Annotated in this window: 3 protein-coding genes; all 3 read right to left on the bottom strand. The window is 62.4% G+C overall.

Going from position 1 to position 1,081, the window contains the following annotated elements; genetic code table 11:
* Positions 1 to 55: 55 nt before the first annotated feature.
* From EN969_RS32460 to EN969_RS32470, 3 genes are read right to left on the bottom strand one after another with little or no spacing between them, the layout of a single operon-like run.
* A complete protein-coding gene (locus EN969_RS32460; protein WP_013532394.1) occupies positions 56 to 442 on the bottom strand; it encodes a nuclear transport factor 2 family protein in 387 nt (128 codons plus the stop codon).
* Between the two features lie 16 nt (positions 443 to 458).
* Positions 459 to 905 (bottom strand): OsmC family protein, encoded by a 447-nt coding sequence (locus EN969_RS32465; RefSeq protein ID WP_127419804.1) that lies wholly within the window; start codon positions 903 to 905, stop codon positions 459 to 461.
* 34 nt (positions 906 to 939) lie between these two features.
* Positions 940 to 1,074: a zinc-binding dehydrogenase gene (locus tag EN969_RS32470; RefSeq protein WP_245467623.1), complete on the bottom strand. Its 135-nt coding sequence runs from the start codon at positions 1,072 to 1,074 to the stop codon at positions 940 to 942.
* Positions 1,075 to 1,081: the final 7 nt, after the last annotated feature.

The raw sequence follows: 1,081 nt of genomic DNA on the forward strand, positions 1-1,081 counted from the left end.
GCGCTATTCCGGGCGAAAAGCGGTTATGCGCTTTCGGGGCATTGCTCGGGGCGCGCTACCCCTTCACATAGCCCATCGCTTCGACGATCCGCCCATCGGCCACACGCATGAGGTTGACGCCGCGCAGCGAATTGCCGTCGGTCATGAAATAGCGCCAGCGGATCGTTGCCCGGTCACCGGCAACGAAGGTTTCCTCGATATCGAAGCGCGTGCCGGCCTGGGTCGCGATCGCCGTCCAAAGCCCGACGCACGCTTCCTTGCCGGCATGGCGAGCGCCGTCCGGCGCCGGCACGGTGTTCTCGATCACGCAATCCTCGGCCACCAGCTCGGCGAGTGCCGAAGGATCATGGCGTTGGAATACGTCGTTGTAGCGCCGCATGATCTCGGCGGTCTTCTGGGACAGATCGTACGCGTTTGCGTCCATGACAATCTCCTGTGTCATCTTCTTTCTCCTGGCTTCATTGACCTTTGGTGGCTTCGACGAGCGTTGCCTTGAGGGTGATCTGAGACACGCCGCCAAGGGCCCGCGAGACGAGGCAGCCCGCCTTGGCGGACTGTGTAAGGCGCTCGAATTCATCTTCGGCAAGTCCCGCGACCTCTGCCTCGGTTTCGAGTTCGATGCGGGTGATCGTCGGACCGGCAGCGGTTGCGCCAAGATGCACCTTGGCGACGGTGCTGATGCTTGTCGGGACATAATTGGCGTTGCCCAGTATGGCGCTCAGCGCCATCGAGAAGCAGCCTGCATGCGCCGCGGCGATCAGTTCTTCCGGGTTGGTGCCCGGCCCGTTCTCGAAACGCGACGGGAAGGAATAGGCTCTTTCGAAGACGCCGCTGCCGAGCCGCAACCGGCCCGAACCTTCCTTCAACGTCCCTTGCCATTTGGCCGAGGCTTCACGAATTGTCATGGTCGTTCTCCCTTGGGTTTGAGGACTCGATGGGTCAGGCGCCGTCGATGATCACCTTCCCGAAGACGTCGCCCTGCTGGAAATAGCGATAGGCATCGCCGGCCTCGGTAAAGGCGAAGACCTTGTCGATGACGGGCCGCAGGCGGTGCTGCGAGAAGGCGGGCAGCATGGCTTCG

The sequence above is a fragment of the Mesorhizobium sp. M7A.F.Ca.CA.003.01.2.1 genome (assembly GCF_003998945.1).
Lineage (GTDB): Bacteria > Pseudomonadota > Alphaproteobacteria > Rhizobiales > Rhizobiaceae > Mesorhizobium > Mesorhizobium ciceri.